Annotated in this window: 15 protein-coding genes and 1 tRNA gene; 11 read left to right on the forward strand and 5 right to left on the reverse strand. The window is 71.8% G+C overall.

Annotated features, from left to right (window positions below):
* Nucleotides 1–392: 392 nt before the first annotated feature.
* Both ACFYY6_RS16700 and ACFYY6_RS16705 read left to right on the forward strand, forming a co-directional pair.
* Nucleotides 393–896 (forward strand): DUF485 domain-containing protein, encoded by a 504-nt coding sequence (locus ACFYY6_RS16700; protein WP_351518438.1) that lies wholly within the window; start codon nucleotides 393–395, stop codon nucleotides 894–896.
* Nucleotides 897–922: 26 nt separating this feature from the next.
* Entirely contained in the window at nucleotides 923–2545 is a 1623-nt protein-coding gene (locus tag ACFYY6_RS16705) for a cation acetate symporter (RefSeq protein WP_386606993.1), read from the forward strand.
* A 32-nt stretch (nucleotides 2546–2577) separates the two neighbouring features.
* Here the strand turns inward: ACFYY6_RS16705 and ACFYY6_RS16710 are convergent, their stop codons facing one another.
* Nucleotides 2578–3087, reverse strand: a complete 510-nt coding sequence (locus ACFYY6_RS16710; RefSeq protein WP_389193721.1) for an ATP-binding protein — start codon at nucleotides 3085–3087, stop codon at nucleotides 2578–2580.
* 189 nt (nucleotides 3088–3276) lie between these two features.
* Between ACFYY6_RS16710 and ACFYY6_RS16715 the strand changes: the two genes are divergently transcribed.
* Together ACFYY6_RS16715 and ACFYY6_RS16720 are read left to right on the forward strand one after the other, a co-directional pair.
* A complete protein-coding gene (locus ACFYY6_RS16715) occupies nucleotides 3277–4191 on the forward strand; it encodes a helix-turn-helix transcriptional regulator (RefSeq protein ID WP_351518482.1) in 915 nt (304 codons plus the stop codon).
* Nucleotides 4154–4294 (forward strand): DUF397 domain-containing protein, encoded by a 141-nt coding sequence (locus ACFYY6_RS16720; protein WP_351518432.1) that lies wholly within the window; start codon nucleotides 4154–4156, stop codon nucleotides 4292–4294. The genes ACFYY6_RS16715 and ACFYY6_RS16720 overlap by 38 nt, the downstream gene beginning before the upstream one ends.
* Nucleotides 4295–4441: 147 nt before the next feature.
* Here the strand turns inward: ACFYY6_RS16720 and ACFYY6_RS16725 are convergent, their stop codons facing one another.
* The 3 genes from ACFYY6_RS16725 to ACFYY6_RS16735 all read right to left on the reverse strand — a co-directional run bounded on the left by ACFYY6_RS16725 (nucleotide 4442) and on the right by ACFYY6_RS16735 (nucleotide 9438).
* Entirely contained in the window at nucleotides 4442–5407 is a 966-nt protein-coding gene (locus ACFYY6_RS16725; RefSeq protein WP_351518430.1) for a cellulose-binding protein, read from the reverse strand.
* 291 nt (nucleotides 5408–5698) lie between these two features.
* The gene (locus ACFYY6_RS16730) at nucleotides 5699–8455 is read right to left on the reverse strand and encodes an SUKH-4 family immunity protein (protein WP_389193928.1); all 2757 of its coding nucleotides are present in this window, start codon (nucleotides 8453–8455) and stop codon (nucleotides 5699–5701) included.
* Nucleotides 8456–8460: 5 nt separating this feature from the next.
* Entirely contained in the window at nucleotides 8461–9438 is a 978-nt protein-coding gene (locus tag ACFYY6_RS16735; protein WP_389193726.1) for an SMI1/KNR4 family protein, read from the reverse strand.
* 347 nt (nucleotides 9439–9785) lie between these two features.
* Between ACFYY6_RS16735 and ACFYY6_RS16740 the strand changes: the two genes are divergently transcribed.
* Together ACFYY6_RS16740 and ACFYY6_RS16745 are read left to right on the forward strand one after the other, a co-directional pair.
* Nucleotides 9786–10322: a YwqJ-related putative deaminase gene (locus tag ACFYY6_RS16740; protein ID WP_351518424.1), complete on the forward strand. Its 537-nt coding sequence runs from the start codon at nucleotides 9786–9788 to the stop codon at nucleotides 10320–10322.
* Nucleotides 10323–10332: 10 nt separating this feature from the next.
* Nucleotides 10333–10866: an SUKH-3 domain-containing protein gene (locus ACFYY6_RS16745; protein WP_351518422.1), complete on the forward strand. Its 534-nt coding sequence runs from the start codon at nucleotides 10333–10335 to the stop codon at nucleotides 10864–10866.
* A gap of 342 nt (nucleotides 10867–11208) precedes the next feature.
* Here the strand turns inward: ACFYY6_RS16745 and ACFYY6_RS16750 are convergent, their stop codons facing one another.
* Nucleotides 11209–12537, reverse strand: a complete 1329-nt coding sequence (locus ACFYY6_RS16750) for a histidine kinase (RefSeq protein ID WP_351518420.1) — start codon at nucleotides 12535–12537, stop codon at nucleotides 11209–11211.
* Nucleotides 12538–12692: 155 nt separating this feature from the next.
* Between ACFYY6_RS16750 and ACFYY6_RS16755 the strand changes: the two genes are divergently transcribed.
* The 5 genes from ACFYY6_RS16755 (at nucleotide 12693) to ACFYY6_RS16775 (ending at nucleotide 17110) form a co-directional block, all read left to right on the forward strand.
* A complete protein-coding gene (locus ACFYY6_RS16755; RefSeq protein ID WP_351518419.1) occupies nucleotides 12693–13565 on the forward strand; it encodes a hypothetical protein in 873 nt (290 codons plus the stop codon).
* An 11-nt stretch (nucleotides 13566–13576) separates the two neighbouring features.
* Nucleotides 13577–13650: transfer RNA gene (locus ACFYY6_RS16760), tRNA-Gln, on the forward strand.
* A gap of 138 nt (nucleotides 13651–13788) precedes the next feature.
* Nucleotides 13789–15237, forward strand: a complete 1449-nt coding sequence (glmU, locus tag ACFYY6_RS16765; RefSeq protein ID WP_389193730.1) for a bifunctional UDP-N-acetylglucosamine diphosphorylase/glucosamine-1-phosphate N-acetyltransferase GlmU — start codon at nucleotides 13789–13791, stop codon at nucleotides 15235–15237.
* A gap of 118 nt (nucleotides 15238–15355) precedes the next feature.
* Entirely contained in the window at nucleotides 15356–16330 is a 975-nt protein-coding gene (locus tag ACFYY6_RS16770; RefSeq protein ID WP_073790034.1) for a ribose-phosphate diphosphokinase, read from the forward strand.
* Nucleotides 16331–16522: 192 nt separating this feature from the next.
* Entirely contained in the window at nucleotides 16523–17110 is a 588-nt protein-coding gene (locus tag ACFYY6_RS16775; protein ID WP_351518415.1) for a 50S ribosomal protein L25/general stress protein Ctc, read from the forward strand.
* Nucleotides 17111–17260: the final 150 nt, after the last annotated feature.

The raw sequence follows: 17260 nt of genomic DNA on the forward strand, positions 1-17260 counted from the left end.
TTGATCGCGCGCAGAGGCGGCCAGGGGCACACCACCGGCTGCGGACCGTCCGGGACCAGAGCGCCCCCATACCGAGGACCCGGGCGGAAGATCCCGGACCCCCTCCCGAAATCACCAGGCAGACACCCCGGCAGCACACGGGGAAACACCCCGGCAACACACGGGGGAGACATCCCGGCGACACCCGGGCGGCACCCGGAGAACACCCCCGAGGACCACGCTCCCGAACGACCGCACACAACTACGCCAATCCCCTCGGCAGTTCGAGCCAGGGTCTCCCCAAACCCGCATACCGGCGAGTAATGTTCGCGCTTCCGACAGCACTCCCCCCACCCCGCACTCCTGCCTTGCCGTCCAGCCAGGAACCGAGCCACGCAAGGAGCAGCACTCCGATGTCGCACGGAAACCCCCCGCCCCCGTCCCCCTACTCCTCCTGGCCCGGACGGTCGCAGCAGCCGCCCCGGGGGCACCAGCCCCCGCCCCCGCAGCAGGGCGACTACCTGCTGCCCTGGCAGCGCTCGCACCCCTTGCCGCCGCTGGCACCGTCGCCCGGAACCACCACGTCCGAGTCACCCTCCACCCGGACACCCGGCCACACGCCCGACCACCCGCCCACCCGTCACGGCGATCTGCGCCGGCTGCGCACCTCGTACCGTTCGCTCAGGCGCATCGCGGCGCTGACCGCACTCGGCTACTTCATCGTCTTCCTGCTGCTCTCCGGCTTCGCCAAGGACCGGATGCAACAACCCCTGTTCGGCGGCCTCAACCTCGGTCTGGTGCTCGCGCTCGGCCAACTGCCCGTCGCGCTGCTCGCCGTCGTCCGGTACGAACGGACCGCCCGGCGCACGGTCGACCCGCTCGCCGCCCGGCTCCGCAGAGGAGGAACGGACCGGTGAACGGATTCGACGACGCCGCCCGGTCGATGTCGCTGGTGGCCTTCATGGCCGTCGGCACCATCGCCCTGCTGCTCTGCGTGATGTCCGGCCCCGACCGCGACGACCTCGAAGAGTTCTACGCCGGCTCCCGCGGCCTGTCCCCGCGCCGCGCCGGCTTCGCGCTCGCTGGCGACTACCTGTCCGCCGCCACCGTCCTCGGCACCACCGGCATCATCGCCCTCACCGGCTACGACGGGATGATCCTCGCCCTGAGCATCACCCTCTCGCTCGTCCTGCTGATGTTCCTGCTGGCCGAACCGCTGCGCAACGTCGGCGGATTCACCATGGGCGACCTGTTCGTGCGCCGCGCACCCGGCCGCGCCGTCCGCATCACCGCCTGCGTCACCACCATCGCCGCGCTCATCCCGATGATGGTCGTGCAGCTCGCCAGCAGCGGCGACCTGCTCGCCTTCATCCTGGGGTTCGACAGCTCCCTGTTCCGCACCGGCGCCATCATCGGCCTCGGCGCCCTGATGATCGGCTACGCGGCGATCGGCGGCATGAAGGGCACCGCCCTGATCCAGATCGTGAAGACCGTGGTGCTGCTCGTCGCCTCGTTCACCATCGCCGTAATGATCATGAGCCGGTTCGGCTGGGACACCGGCGCCCTGCTCTCGGCGGCCCGGCAGGGCAGCGGCGCGGGAGCCGCGTTCCTCGGCTCCGGGCTCCAGTTCGACGGGAGCGGACTCGACATGGTCAGCTCCGAACTGACCGTCGTACTCGGCGCCGCCTGTCTGCCCCACGTCACCATGCGCCTGACGAGCGCCCCGTCCGCGCAGGCCGTACGCCGCACCATGTCCTGGGCCATCACCGTGGTGGCCGGGATCTGTCTGCTGCTCGTCGTGATCGGCTTCGGCACCGCCGCGTTCGTCGGCCACGAACGCATCACCGCCGCCGGGGCCTCCGGGAACAGCGCGATCCTCCAGGTCACCGGCGCGGTCGCGAGTGGCGGCCGGCTCGGGGCCCTGGTCGTCACGACGATGACGACGGCGATCTTCCTGACCCTGCTCGCCTCCGTCGCCGGAATGATCCTGGCCTGCGCCAACTCGCTGGCGCACGATCTCTTCGCCCACGGACTGCACGGGGTGCGCGACCCCGCCAGGAAGCCGCTGCCGGGTCTCTCCGAGATGCGTACGGCGCAGGCGTCCGCGACCGTCGTCGGGATCCTCGCCACCACCCTCGCCGTCGTGGCCCGGCACTGGAACGTGCAGGCCCTGGCCACGCTCTCGTTCTGCGTCGGCGCGTCCGCCCTGGCCCCGGCCCTCATCTACAGCATGTTCTGGCGGCGCTTCACCCGCACCGGGCTGCTGAGCACCCTGATCGTCGGCACCGCCACCGTGCTGGTGCTGATCCCCGGCACCAACCTGGTCTCGGGCTCACCCTCGTCGGTCTTCCCCGACCTCGACTTCAACTGGTACCCGTACACCACGACCGGGCTCGTCTCCGTCCCGGCCGGTTTCCTGGCCGGCTGGCTCGGCACGGTCCTCCCCCGCAACACGGCACCCGCGGCACGCCGGCTCTACCAGAGCGAGGAGCCCCGGATTCTGGCGGGCGCGGTACCGGCGGGCGCGCCCCCGGCCGCCACGGCACCGACGCCGCACGGCGAATGACGACGCCGACGGGGCCCGCCCACGATCAACCGCTAACCGGCGTCGGCCGGTTCGGCGACGCACTCCGCCCACACCGTCTTCCCGAAGGGAGCACGGGGAACGACCCCCCACCGGGCGGCCAGCACGTCGACCAGGACCAGACCGCGCCCCGACTCCTCGTCATCGGCCGGCCTGGACGGGCCGGCCGGCGGCAGGTCCGGGCACGCGTCGGACACCTCGACGCGGATACGCCGGGCGTCCGTCTCGTACGTCGCGTTCAGGAGAAAGTTCCGGCCACGGACCCGACCATGGCGCACGGCGTTGGCGGCGAGTTCGGCGACCACCAGGGCGACGGTGCAGGAGGTGTCCGACTCCGGTGGGAACCCCCACTGGTCGAGATACCTCACCAGCACCCGCCGGGCGAGCCGCGCACCGCGAGCGGTGGAAGGGAACTGCCGTGAGACGAACGTCCGTCGGCCTCCTCCGAACGCCTCCGGATCCCGCCCTTCCGCGGTCAAAGCCCCGCCCGGCTCCCGCTCCGACCCGTCGTCCGACACGGTCACTGCCCTGAGCATGGTGCGCCCATCCCATCCCGTCGTTCCTCACGCATCCCACAGAGTGCGGAATCCGCTACGTTCCGCAGTCAAGAATCGACCGGCATGCCTAGGGTCGGAAGGTGACGAAGCATTACCGTCCGGGCCGTAAGCAGAGGAAGTGACGCCATGGCCAAAGCGATCGATCCCCAGCAGTCGATGGCCGCTCTGTTCGGTTCACGCGTACGCAGACTCCGTACGGCGGCCGGGCTGACCCAGGCAGAGCTGGGGAGGATGGCACACGTCGTCAGCACCCGGATCACCCAGATCGAGCGGGCCTCCGGGGCCAGGCCGTCCGAGGAGCTGGCCCAGGCCCTGGACACCGCGCTCGTGGCGGACGACCTGCTGGTCGACCTGTGGCCCTACGTCTACCGGGAGGCGTTCCCCGACTGGGTGCAGGCGTTCATGACCCTCTCGGCTCGGGCCCGGGTCATCAGGGAGTACGCCGCGCATGTCGTGCCGGGCCTGCTCCAGACGGAGCCCTACGCACGGGCACTCCTGAGCGTCGGACGCACGCTCAAGAGCCAAGAGCAGTTGGAGGAGAGGCTGTCGGCGCGCATGGTCCGCCAGGACCGCCTGCGCGGTACCGATCGTCCCGAACTGTGGGTGATCCTCGACGAAGCCGTGCTGCGACGCCCGGTGGGCGGCCCGGACGTCATGCGGGACCAACTGGCCCACCTGCTGGCCGCGGCCGAGGAACCCCACATCACCGTGCAGGTGCTGCCGTTCGCCCACGGCGAGCACGACGCCCTGGGCGGCTCCCTGACCGTTCTGGACCTCCCCGACGGCACGGAAGTCAGCTATACGGAAGGGGCGCACTACGGCCAGTTGATCGAGGAACCGGAGGAGGTCAGGCGCTTCGCGGTGACCTACGATCACCTCCGGGCAGCGGCCCTGCCCCCTCACATGTCGCTCGACACGATCCGATCCGCGATGGAGGACGACCACCATGACGCGACCGCCCCTTCCCGATCCGACCGCCGTCGCCTGGCGCAAAAGCAGCTACAGCAATCAGGAGGGAGGCAACTGCGTCGAGGTGGCGGACGGATTCCCCGGAATCGTCCCCGTCCGTGACAGCAAGACCGCCGACGGCCCGGCACTGACCTTCCCCGCGCACTCCTGGACCTCGTTCATAACCGAGCTCAAGAAGGACCACCGCTTCCGCCCCGGACGGTAGCCGACGCTCCGGAACCTCCGTGGCATGCACCGATCCGCCCATCATCGGAACGGGGGCCGGCCTTCCGCATCAGATGTCTGTCGGGTGACCTCGGACCGGGCGGCCACGCCCGGCACACATGCTTCCGACCTCAGGTCACTCGACAGTTCAGCACTCCGACTTCGCGCCGGACCCCGTCCCCGTCTCCGCGTCCGACTCGGGCTCAGCCTCCGGCGTTTCCTCCGTCGGGTCCGGGACCACCCGACCGGTGAGCGCCGCCAGCGTGTTGCGCACGTACGTCATGTGCGCGTGCAGCTCCTCGCGGGCCTCCTCGTGCTCCCGCAGAATCCGTTCCGTCTCCCGGATCACCCGATCCTCGCGGAGCCTGCCCTCCGCGATCAGTTCGGCCGCTCGCGCCTCGGCGTTCTCGTCGGTGTGCCGCGCCTCCTCCTCCGCACGGGCCAGTTCGCGCCGCGCCTCGGCCAGCCCGGCCTCCGCCCGCTCGGTCAGCTCGTCATGGCGTGCCACCTGCGCCGCCTCGGCCTCGGCCACTTCTTCCTCGGCCGTCTTCCACCGATCGGCGTGCTCCTGCTCCTGGTGCACGAGGACGCTCTCGGTGCGACGGCGCGTCTCCTCCATCATGAACCGCGCCTGTTCCCGCGTCTCCTCGGCGTCCGTACGGGCCTCCGCGACGAGCCCCTCGGCCTCCGTGCGGGCCGTGGCCAGCGCCTCCTCGGCGTACTCAACGGCCGCCGCACGCATCGCCTCGGCATCCGCCCGCGCCGACCCGCGCACCGCCCGGCCCGCCTCGTCCGCCGCGTCCCGCAGCGCCTGCGCCTCCTCCTGCGCGGCGCTCCGCATGGAACCGGCCTCGTCCTCCGCGAGCGCCAGGATCCGCTGGGCGCGCTCGCCGAGCGAGGCGTAGTCCTGCGGGGCCAGCCCGGCGACCACCTCGCGCAGCCGGACCGCCTCGGCCGACAGGTCCTCAACCTGCGCCGTCAGCCGGGCCACCCGCTCGCGCGCCTCGTCCCGCTCGCCCACCAGCCCGGCCAGAGCCCGGTCCACCTGCTCCGGACGGTAGCCGCGCCCCCGCACGCCTACGAAGCCAAGTCCGGACCCCGGTGCAGAACTCATCCCTAAGCCTCTTTCCGACTCGCCGAACAGCAGCAACAGGTCAAGGATGCGGCAATTCGGCGCAGAAGTCGGAATCGATCAACGGCCTTTCGGAGGGAAGCGACGGGTTTCACAGCGCGGCACGGCACGGCACGGCACGGCACGGCACGGCACGGCACGGCACGGCACGGCACGGCACGGCACGGCACGGCACGGCACGGCACGGCACGGCACGGCGCCCGGCCCCTTCCGGGAGCCGGGCGCCGAACCCGCGACCCGCCCGCATCCATACGACCGGGCCGTCCGCATCCGTCAGAGCAGCCCGTCCCACATCTGTTCGAGCAGTACGGACCACCAGCTCTCCGGCGACGCCAGCGCCGCCGCGTCCAGCGCAACCAACTGGGCCTGGAAGTCGACCGTCCAACGGCCCGCCTGCTCCGGATTGAGTCCGAAGCGCAGCCGCCACATCCGGCCGAGCAACGCCATCGAACGCTGGAACTCCGGCAGCCCGGTGTTCACGAACTGCGGCGCCACCGACTGCCCGCCCGGACCCGCCTCGACCGGTACGGCCACGACGTTCGCGGTGCCGTACTGGACACAGATCGCCCGGCCGAAGTCGGTCCCCATCACGAGGTACGCCCCCGCGTCCGGCGCCGCCTGGACCTGCCGCTGCGCAGCCAGCTCGGCCAGCGTCGGCACCACCGGCTGCCCGGGCTGCGCCCAGAAGAACGGCCCGAAGTCGGCGGGCAGCCCCGCCCACACCAGCGCCCGCGCCACGGTCTCGGGCACACCCTGCCGGGACACCGCGCGCTGATCGAAGCGCAGGATGCCCTGCGGGCCGAAAGACTGCACCATCTCCTGCGCGACGGCCTCCGGAGGCACCGGCGGCGCGGGCGGCATCTGCGGGAGCGGCGCCCGCACCGGCGCGGGGCGCGCGGGACCGTCCGCCACCTGGTGCAGCTCGCCCTGATGCGTCAGCAGATGCCGCATGCCCTGCTGCCGGCTGGCGTGATCGGTGCCGTACGGGGCGACGCTGGTGATCCGCACCTGCGGCCAGGTCTCACGGATCATCCGCGCGCAGTAGCCACCGGGCAGCTCGCACGACTCCAGCTCGGTGTGCAGCTCGATGACCTGCTGCGGCGGCACGTTCATCGCCCGCAGCTCGTGCAGCATCTGCCACTCCGGGTGCGGAGTGCCGGGCGCCGAGCGGCGGATCAGCTGCTGCTCACTGCCATCGTGCGCGCGGTAGCGCAGCACGGCCTGGTAGCCGGGGCCGACGGTCGGCTGCCCGGGCTGCTGCGGATAGCCGTACGCGGCGGCGGGCGGCGGGGTGTGCCCGGGCGGCGGTACGGGACCGGGCCCCTGCGGCGCACCGGGAGGGCGGGGCGGACCAGGGGGCTGTGGCAGGCCGGGGCCGCCCATGCTCGGGTCGGCGAGCATCGTCGCCGCGTGATGCACCCCACCACCCGGCGGAGGCGTCGAACCAGGAGGCGCGGGCGGCACCGAACCACCAGGAACCCCAGGCGCACCCGGAGGACCGGGCGGACTCGGCGGCTGCGGCGCGCCGGAAGCACCGGGAGCCCCGGGAGCCCTGGGAACCCCGGGAGGACCGGGAGGACCGGGAGGACCGGGGGGACCAGGAGGACCGGGCGGACCGGGAGGCTGCGGCAGGCCGGGGCCGCCCATGCTCGGGTCGGCGAGCATCGTCGCCGCGTGATGCACCCCACCACCCGGCGGAGGCGTCGAACCAGGAGGCGCGGGCGGCACCGAACCACCAGGAACCCCAGGCGCACCCGGAGAACCCGGAGGACCGGGCGGACTCGGCGGACCGGGCGGACCCTGCTCGGGAACGAGTTGCGTCGGCAGGTACCCACCGGCCGGGGAACCGGGCGCGCCCGGACCCGAGGGCGGCGGCACCGGCGCGCCGGGCACACCGGGCGGCGGCGGGGTCGAAGGGCCGCCCCCGCGCGTACCGCGCGGCGGCACGACGGCCTTGTTGGTGGTCGCGTCCGCGATGTCACCGGCCCCGGGCGCACCAGGCACGGGAGTACCGGGCACGGGCGTGCCTGACCCAGGGGCGCCGGGCACGGGCGTACCCGGCACAGGGGTACCGGGCACAGGGGCGCCGGCCACGGGAGTACCGGCCCCCGGCGTACCCGGCACAGGGGTGCCGGGCGCGGGGGTCCCCGGCGCGTGCGGTGCCTGCACCCCCGGCGCGGAACCGGCGGCGCGCGGCGAGTCCAGCCCCGGGACGATCGCCGTCGGCGGCAGCTGACTGCCACCGGACATCAGGGCGGTCGGCGCGTCGGCGGGCACGACCGGCGGCGGGGTGCCCTCGTCGTCGGCGCCCGAGAGCGGCGGCGCGAACACCGTGGCGGGAAGCGGGACCGAGCCGTCGTCCGAACCCGCGTTGGTGTCGGTCCCGTCCCACGGCGTAGAACCGGCGGGCACGCTCGGCGGCGACGCCGGAACACCGTCGTTCGCGGTGGGCTCGTACTCGACCCGGCCCCCGCCCGTACCTCCGGCCACAGCTCCGGACACGCCACCGGCCGCAGCTCCGGGCGCACCCCCGCCCGTACCTCCGGCCGACGAAGGCGCGCCCGAGACCTCCGGGCCCTCGCCCCGGCCGCCTCGGTCGTCCCGGCCGCCCTGCTCGTTCCGCTCCCCACCGTCGTTCCGGTCGTTCCGGTGATCGGGAATGCCCAGCTTGTCCGCCGCCTCCTGGAGCCACTCCGGCGGGCTCAACAGGAAGGACGTCTGATTCAGATCGACCCGCTGCGGCGGCTCCGGAGCGGCCGGCGCAGCGGCGACCGCCCCGTACTCCTCCTCGTACCGCCGGATGATCTCGCCCACCGGCAGCCCCGGCCACAACGTGGCCTCACCACTGTCCCTCGCGATCACCAGCCGCTGCCTGCCGCCGTCCGAGACCGGACCCTCGGCGCGGTCCTCGCCCCACACGACGAACCCCAGCTCGAACTCCCGCACCCGCACCTCCCGGTGCTGATATGCGGGCACATCGCCGTTGATCCACTCGTCGGCGCGCTCCTGCGCCTGCGCGAACGTCACCATCGCGCTCATCCCTCCACCGGGACGGCCCGCGCGAAGCCACCGTCCACCATCAGGTTCGCCACGGTCTCCAGCTCCGGCGGATTGCCCGCCAGACGCTCCAGGAACGCATCGAAGTCGTCACCGCACGGCAGCAGCAGCCGGCCCACCCGCTCCTGCACGTTCCAGCCGTCCCGGTCCCGCGCGTCGTCGTACGCGCAGAACCACACCGAACCGATACCGGAACCCTTCACCTTCACCGCGAGCAGACCGCCCTGAACGAAGGCGACCCCCAGGAAATCCTTGGTCAGATGGTCCCGCAGGCACTTGTTCACATACACCAGATCGTTCACGGCGGCCTCCTCGCGCACCGTGAAGAACGGCTGATCGACCAGGAGCCCCAGCTGCGCGTCGAGCGCGGCGCCGACCGGCGCCGAACCACCCGCCGCCTTGAGGAACGAACGGTACGCCCCCGGCAGCCGGTAACCCAGGTCCTCCTCGACCCCCTGCACCTGCTGCTCGGTCACCGCCACGGCGCCCTTCGGCAGACCGAAGTGCGCGGGCCGGGTCTCCTGCAACGGCCGGGTGCCCCGCTTGTCCTGGTCGACCTCCGTCGCCGCGAGCCCCGCGTGATGCCTCAGCAGCGCCTTGACCTCGACCGGGATCAGCTCCATGCGCCGACCGCCGGGAACGTGGTGCCACGTCCAGCCGTGCGGCGTCGCGACCGCCGGAATCGTGTCCCACAGCTCATGACCGCTCGCCGCCAGCGCCGCGTTGGCCGAGACGTAGTCCGTCAACCGCAGCTCGTCCACGCCGAACCCCTGCGGGGGCTCGGCGATCTCCGCGGCGGCACGCGCGTACGGCGAGAAGTCCGGACTCCCGTCCGCGCCTATCCGCACACCCGCGGGATGCCGCGCCGCACGGACCGGATCCGGGAAGTGCACGAGCTGCCCGGCATAGGCCGCGTTCGGCGGCGCGGCCTGCTGCCCGGGCCGACCTGTCGTCATGGCGTTGCCCCCTGCTGCGTCTGGCTGGTGAGGACCGGCCTGCCCGAGGGGGACGGTCCGCGCACAGCCTATGCGGTGCCGCAAGCCCCGGAACCGCCCCTACTCCCCTCCTTTTCCCCCGCCCTCCCGACCGCCCTCCCCACCGTCACGAACCGTCACGACCCACGACGGACGAGCGACGACTCCCCACCCTCCGGGAGCCGCCGCACCACCCCCCAGGGCGACACAAACCGCCGTAACCCCGCCCCAGCTTCCCCACCAGCCCGGACATTTGGCAGGCTGTCACCGCAACTCGGGGGCGTGCACATCACGCGGCCACCGCCGCGGGCACGGGAGGGAACAGCACCATGCACACCGCACGAACAGTCACACCCACCGGCACACCCGGGGATCCACGCCTCAGCTGGAGCAGCACCCGCACCGCTCACGCACCCCGGCTGCACCAGCGCCGCGACGGCATACTCCCCGCGGTGGCCGCTGCCCTGTCCGTACGCGGCGAGACACTCACCTGCACCGCGGGCAAGGGCGACCAGCCCCCCGTGCTCCACCCCCTCGTGCAGGACTTCCTCGACACCCTCACCAGCGGCCAGCGCGAACGGTTCACCGGCCGCTGCCCCGAGGCCATGCTGCTGTCCCGGCACCTCGCCGCGGCCGAAACCGCCCGCTCCAAGCGCGCCCGGCGCAAGCCCCTGACCAACGGCGAGGCCCGCCGCGCCCTCAAGCACTCCCGCCTCACCGCACGGCACATCCGCGAGGACGGCGACCCCCTGCACGGCAGCTACGCCCCGCCGTGCCGCTCCTGCACGGCGATGCTCGCCCACTTCGGGGTACGTCCCGTCGACCTCGCGGCGGACGGGGCGGCGACCACCGCCGAGAAGGGCTGACCACGCGCCGATGCATGACCGAACCGACCTGCCCGGACAGACGGCCCCCGCGCACCCCGACCGCCACGCCCCGGCCCGCTTCCCCGCCCCCGTCGACACCGCGCTGCGCTCCGCGGGCTGGCAGCCCGGCCGCTGGGACATCCGCCGGGCCGAGGAGTGGGCCGACGCCCTGCGCGCCCACCGCTCCCCCGCCGGCCACCAGCACTTTGTCTTCCCGGCGGCCGTGGAGGCATGGGCGGAGTTCGGCGGCCTGCACATCAAGGCCACCGCACCCGGCCGCCAGATCGCACCCGCGCCGGTACGCATCGACCCGATGAGCGGCCTGCACCTCGCCCGCACCCTCGGCGACCTCGGCCGGGCCCTGGAGACCGAGATCAGTCCGCTGGGCGAGGAGGGCGACGGACAGGCGATCCTCGCGATCGACACCGAGGGCCGCGTCTACAGCATCGACCACACCGGCGACTGGTACCTCGGCCCGGACATCGACCAGGCCCTGACCAGCCTCGTCACGGGCATCCAGCCGGAACGCCTCACCGCGGGCTGACCCCCGGTCCGGCCCCGGCGAGAGCAACAACAGCAACAGCGACCGACCGTCCGACGACGGCCCGGGAGGACCGGCACGGCCCGATGGGACCGGCACGGCCCGGGAGGACCGGCACGCCCGTATCGGACGGCCGCGGACCCGCACGCACCCCGGTCCCGACCTAGTGCCGTGACCGGCAAGGTTCACCGGCTCGCGGCGTCCGGCACGGCACCTCGCCGCGTTGTCGCATCACCCGAGTACGTCCAGCACACGGGTGATACTCCGCCTTGCGATGCACCGCACCGGACGCCGCGAGCTTCCCGGCAAACCTTTCCGGCCACAGCACTAGACGCGCCCCCGCGATCAGGCGGACGCGGCCCCCGGATCCGGCAGCACCGCCGACACCCGGAAACCCCCCGCGTCCGTCGGCCCCGAGACGAACACACCCCCGAGCCCCAGCACGCGCTCCCGCATGCCGACAAGCCCGTTGCCCCCGCTCGGCAGCCCGGCATCCGCCGTCGCGGCGTCCGACGGACCGTTCTCCACCTGCATCGCGACCTCCGAGCCGCGGTGCGCCAGCCGTACCCACGTCCTCGCGCCCGCCGCGTGCTTGTGCACGTTCGTCAGCGCCTCCTGCACCACCCGGTACGCGGTCTGCTCGACCTCCGGCGGGTACGGGCGGGCCTCGCCGTCCACCGACAGCTCCACCGTCATACCGGCCGCCCGGGACTCCCCGACCAGCTTCTCCACCTCGGCCAGCCGGGGGCCGTCCTCCACCGCCGCCGCCTCGGCCGCAGCGGCCGCCGCCCGGCCGACCGAGGCCAGCGGCACCTGCGCCCGCGCGGGCCCGGGTACCACCGACTCCCCCGCCCGCAACACCCCGAGCATCTCCCGCAGCTCCGTCAGCGCCTGCCGCCCCATGTCACCGACCAGCGCCGCGTTCCGCACCGCCTTCGCCGGGTCCTTCAGCGCCACGGCCTGGAGCGCGGCGGCGTGCACCACCATCAGGCTCACCCGGTGGGCCACCACGTCGTGCATCTCACGGGCGATCCGGTGGCGCTCCTCCGTCCGCGCCCACTCGGCCCGCTCCTCGGCCCGGTCGGCGAGCAGCGAGAGCTCCTGCTCCAGCGAGTCCGCCCGCTCCCGCAGGCTCTCCATCAGCCGCCGCCGGGCCCCTATGTACAGGCCGAGCAGCACGGGCGGAGCGGTGAGCCCCAACGACATGAAGAGGGAGATCAGCGGGATGTACCCGTCGCCCGGCCCGAAGTCGGCCTGATCGGCGACGCTCTGCCGCATCCGTACGTACGTGACGATGAACGACCCCGCGAAGGACATCCCCGCCAGCACGACCGTGATCCTGCGCGGCACCTCGGAGGCGGCCAGCGTGTAGAGGCCGACCAGCCCCATCAGGAAGCCCATGTCGGCGGGGGCCGTCGCGATCGCCACCAGCACCACGGCGATCGGCCAACGCCGCCGCACCACCAGCACGGCCCCCGCGACCAGCCCGAACACCACGCCGACCGGCACCGGCAGCGCGGCGTCGCGGGCGAAGTCCACCCCTTCCCAGCCGCACTCCAGCGCCGACAGAAGCGCGAGCCCCACGTCCAGTGCGACACTCCGCCGCCGTCCCCACCACGCATAGCCGCGAGCAGTCGCACCCACGGCTTCCCGGTGTTCCCCCGTTGCGGTCATGCCGACCAGCCTACGGGCGCACGCACCTCATTTACGGGCGACCTGGACAGCACGCGCGTCCCTCGAACGAAGACGGAACAGCCACTTATCGCCTGAAATAGCGAATCGAGCAGGCTTTCGCACCGGACGTCCGCATTCCGGACGACGCTCGGCGCATGACGGAAATCACGAGCAAGTACGCCGACTTCGAGGGCCTGCGTGCCCAGGCCGTCGCCCTCCGCCGCCAGGGTCTGAGCCGCCGCCAGATCCGCGACCGACTCTTCGTGGACAACAACGACATCCTGAACCGGCTCCTGGAGGGCGAACCCGCCCCGGAGTGGACCAAGCGCCCCAACGCCAAGGACGACCTGCGTGAGAAGGCTCGGGAACTGCGGCTACGAGGGATGACTTACGACCAGATCCAGGTGGAGCTGGGGTGCTCGAAGAGTTCGATCTCCCTGTGGGTGCGGGACCTGCCGAAGCCGGAGCGGAAGCGGACGCGGGAGGAGGCGTCGGCCATCGCCAAGCGCGGCTGGGAAGCGACCCTCAAGCGGCGCGAGGCAGAGCGACAACGAACCAAACAGGTGGCGACGGAGGAAATCGGGACGCTGAGCCCACGCGAACTCTTCCTGCTCGGCGTGGGGCTCTACTGGGCGGAGGGCTCCAAGGCCAAGCCGCACCGCCCACAGGAGCGAGTCACCTTCATCAACAGCGACCCCCACATGATCGAGATGTTCCTCGCCTGGCTTCGCCTGTTGGGCGTGCGGCCGGATCACCTCCGGTTCCACGTGCACATCCACGAGACGGCCGACGTCCCGGCGGCGGAGCAGTTCTGGCAGACCCTGACGGGCGCCGACGCCTCGGCATTCGGCAAAACGTCCCTCAAGAAGCACTCCCCCAGGACCAACCGGAAGAACACGGGTCCGACCTATCGGGGCTGTCTGGTCGTACGAGTCCTGAAAAGCGCCGACCTGTACCGTCGCATCGAGGGCTGGTGGTACGGCATAGTAGGAGCTGCCTCTACGCCCGATCATGAAATTCGGGCATAGCAGACGAACCATCCCGGGTCGTCTAATGGTAGGACAAATGGTTTTGGTCCATTGAATGAGGGTTCGATTCCTTCCCCGGGAGCCACAACACGGGCCCCGACCACCAAGGTCGGGGCCCGTACGCATGTCCGCACGCGCATCCCCCGCCCGTCCACCCACCGAGCCCCCACAGGCCCCCCGGTATCCTTCGGATGTCCACCACCCGAAGCCGAAGGGCATTTCCGTGAGCTCCGAACGCCCGGCAGCCGTCGTCGTCCTCGCAGCGGGTGAGGGCACCCGCATGAAGTCGAAGACACCCAAGGTCCTGCACGAGATCGCCGGGCGTTCGCTCGTCGGACACGTCGTCGCCGCCGCCCGCGAACTGGACCCGGCCCACCTCGTCGTGGTCGTCGGCCACGAGAGCGAGCGGGTCACCGCACACCTCACCGCCGTCGACGACCGACTGCGCACCGCCCACCAGGCCGAGCAGCGGGGCACCGGCAACGCCGTGCGCGTCGGGCTCGACGAGCTCGGCGGAGCCGTCGAGGGCACCGTGATCGTCGTCTGCGGCGACACGCCGCTGCTGTCCGGCGAGACGCTCGCCGCGCTCTCGGCCACGCACACGGCCGACGCCAACGCCGTCACCGTGCTGACCGCCGAGGTCCCCGACTCCACCGGTTACGGGCGCATCGTCCGCGACCCGGCCACCGGCGCGGTCACCGAGATCGTCGAGCACAAGGACGCGAGCGAGGCCCAGCGGGCGATCCGGGAGATCAACTCCGGGGTCTTCGCGTTCGACGGCCGGCTGCTCGCGGACGCGCTCGGCAAGGTCCGCACGGACAACAGCCAGGGCGAGGAGTACCTCACCGACGTGCTGTCCATCCTGCGCGAGGCCGGTCACCGGGTCGGCGCCTGCGTCGCCGACGACCACCGCGAGATCCTCGGCATCAACAACCGGGTGCAGCTGGCCGAGGCCCGGCGGCTGCTGAACCAGCGGCTGCTGGAGCGGGCGATGACGGCCGGCGTGACCGTCGTCGACCCCGCGTCCACGCTGATCGACGTCACCGTCACGTACGAGCGGGACGTGATCGTGCACCCGGGCACCCAGCTGCTCGGCACCACGCACCTCGCCGAGGACGCCGAGGTCGGACCGAACTCCCGGCTCAAGGACACCCGCGTGGGCGCGGGCGCGCGCGTGGACAACACGGTCTCCGACGGGGCCGAGGTCGGCGAGGGCGCGACCGTGGGCCCGTACGCCTACCTGCGGCCGGGCACCAGGCTCGGGACGCGGTCCAAGGCCGGCACGTACGTGGAGATGAAGAACGCGACGATCGGCGAGGGCACCAAGGTCCCGCACCTGAGCTATGTCGGTGACGCGACGATCGGCGACCACACCAACATCGGTGCCGCGAGCGTGTTCGTGAACTACGACGGTGTGGCCAAGCACCACACCACGATCGGCTCCCACTGCCGTACCGGTTCGGACAATATGTTTGTGGCTCCCGTCACGGTGGGGGACGGCGTTTACACCGCCGCCGGCTCGGTCATCACCAAGGACGTACCGCCCGGTTCGCTGGCCGTCGCCCGTGGCCAGCAAAGGAATATCGAGGGTTGGGTGGCCCGCAAGCGTCCGGGGAGCGCCGCCGCGCAGGCGGCGCAGTCGGCCGCCGCGGAGCACGACAGCGAAAGCTGACCGGAAACAGGCACGCCGTGCACGGCGTACCGTGATAGGTGCTCACCCCATTTCGGCTGGCTCGTCGCACATTGGGACACGTGCGCGGTGCCAGGAACATGTCTGAGGAGACTGTGCTGTGACCGGGATCAAGACGACCGGCGAGAAGAAACTGATGCTCTTCTCCGGCCGCGCCCACCCCGAGCTGGCCGAGGAGGTCGCGCACCAACTGGGTGTCGGTCTCGTGCCGACGAAGGCGTTCGATTTCGCCAACGGCGAGATCTACGTCCGCTTCCAGGAGTCCGCGCGCGGCGCCGACTGCTTCCTGATCCAGAGCCACACCGCTCCGATCAACAAGTGGATCATGGAGCAGCTGATCATGCTGGACGCGCTGAAGCGCGCGTCGGCCCGGTCCATCACGGTGATCGTGCCGTTCTACGGTTACGCCCGGCAGGACAAGAAGCACCGCGGTCGTGAGCCGATCTCGGCGCGTCTGGTGGCCGATCTGATGAAGGCGGCGGGTGCGGACCGGATCCTCACGGTGGATCTGCACACGGACCAGATCCAGGGCTTCTTCGACGGCCCGGTGGACCACCTGTTCGCGCTGCCGATCCTGGCGGACTACGTCGGGGCGAAGGTGGACCGTACGAAGCTGACGGTGGTCTCGCCGGACGCGGGCCGGGTGCGGGTCGCGGACCGCTGGTGCGACCGGCTGGACGCGCCGCTCGCCATCGTGCACAAGCGCCGTGACAAGGACGTCGCCAACCAGGTGACGGTCCACGAGGTGGTCGGCAACGTCAAGGGCCGGGTCTGTGTCCTGGTGGACGACATGATCGACACCGGTGGCACGATCTGTGCCGCCGCCGACGCGCTCTTCGCGCACGGTGCCGAGGACGTGATAGTGACCGCGACGCACGGTGTGCTGTCGGGTCCGGCCGCAGACCGGCTGAAGAACTCGAAGGTCAGCGAGTTCGTCTTCACGGACACGCTGCCGACGCCGGGCGAGTTGGAGCTGGACAAGATCACGGTGCTGTCGATCGCGCCGACGATCGCGCGCGCGGTGCGCGAGGTGTTCGAGGACGGTTCGGTCACCAGCCTCTTCGAGGAGCAGTAACCACCGGGCGACATACGGTCCGGAAGATCCACTTTGGGGTGCGGCCTCCGCGCCGGGTAGACTCAGCGAGTTGCTCGGCGAGGGAGGCCGTACTCATGTGTACGGCGGTCCGTTATCGACGCGCTCTTCGTAGCAGGCCTGTCGTGGGCCGGGTGACCGTACGTTTTCCGTCACCTCACGAGGAGTGCAGTCATGGCTGAGGTCAAGCTCGCCGCCCAGGTCCGTTCCGAGTTCGGCAAGGGTGCCGCCCGTCGCGCCCGTCGCGAGGGTCTGGTTCCCGGTGTCGTCTACGGCCACGGTGCCGAGCCGGTCCACGTCGCGCTGCCGGGCCACGCCCTGATGATGGCGCTCAAGACGGCCAACGTCCTGATCGGTCTGGACATCGAGGGCAAGAGCACCCTGGTCATCCCGAAGGCCGTGCAGCGCGACCCGCTGAAGGGCTTCCTGGAGCACGTCGACCTGCTGACGGTCAAGCGCGGCGAGAAGGTCGACGTTGAGGTCGCGGTGCACGTCGAGGGCGACCTGGCTCCGGGCAGCAACCTGCTGGAGTACGTGATGAACACCCTGCGCATCCAGGCCGAGGCCACCCACATCCCCGAGTCCGTCACGGTCTCGGTCGCGGGCCTGGACGCCGGTGCGTCGGTGCTCGCCAAGGACATCCCGCTGCCCGAGGGCTCCGCGCTGGTGGACGACCCGGAGGCCATCGTGCTCCAGGTCCTCGCCGCCAAGGCCGAGGAGCCGGCCGCCGAGGGTGCCGAGGCAGAGGGCGCCGGGGCCTGACAGGCTCTGAGCCTCGTCCGCGAGCTTCGCCGACCTTCACTGACGGGGCGGCGGTTCCCGTGTCCGGGACCCGCCGCCCCGTTTCCCTGTTGAGATCCTGTCGATCGGGCCGTCCGGGTCTTCCGGGGTCCGGGACCGTCCCGTATGCGA

Source organism: Streptomyces sp. NPDC001750 (assembly GCF_042892615.1).
Taxonomy (GTDB): Bacteria; Actinomycetota; Actinomycetes; order Streptomycetales; family Streptomycetaceae; genus Streptomyces.